The 637-nt window shown below is 59.5% G+C and carries 1 protein-coding gene; it reads left to right on the forward strand.

Annotation, left to right across the window (positions count from 1 at the left end; all coding sequences use genetic code 11):
* Window positions 1–637 (forward strand): AMP-binding protein (locus tag AC3WOE_RS30550; RefSeq protein ID WP_492696322.1); only part of this gene is annotated, 637 nt, incomplete at both ends.

A 637-nucleotide genomic window follows, 5' to 3' on the forward strand; every position in this document is an offset into this window, starting at 1 on the left:
TCAGAAGCTGAGCGGCGCAACCCTGACGCGCGCGAACTGGGGCTGAGCGCGAAGCACCTGGCGTATGTGATCTACACATCCGGCTCGACGGGCATGCCCAAGGGCGTGATGGTCGGACACGCCGGGGTGGTGAATATGGTTGATGCGGTCAGGCAGCAAAGTGGCTTGCTTTCTCACGACCGTTTTCTTCAATTCGTCTCGCTGGCTTTTGACGTGTGTGCGGAAGAGGTCTTGACTCCGCTGAGCTTTGGAGCGGCGGTCGTACTTCGTGGCGATCATTGGGTAGATTGCGCACCAGCCTTTTGGTCTTTGTGTCAGCAGTTCGGTATCACGATTGCGGCCTTGCCGGTCAAATTTTGGGAACAACTGCTCAATGAGGCGCCTGCAGACATTCCCAACGCGTTGCGTTGCTTGTTCGTCGGCGGTGAGGCAGCCTCTCCTGGAAGCATGCAGCAATGGTTCAGTCGTTCTGGCTATAAGCCCCAGCTGCTGAACGCATACGGTCCCACGGAAGCCACGGTCAATGCGACCGCTCACGTCTGCGATCCTGTCGACGCAAAGAGCCTGCCCATCGGCCGGCCGATCGCCAACACGCAGATCTACCTGCTGGACGAGCACCGTCAGCCGGTGCCGCTGG

The sequence above is a fragment of the Roseateles sp. FW305-36 genome, assembly GCF_058787015.1.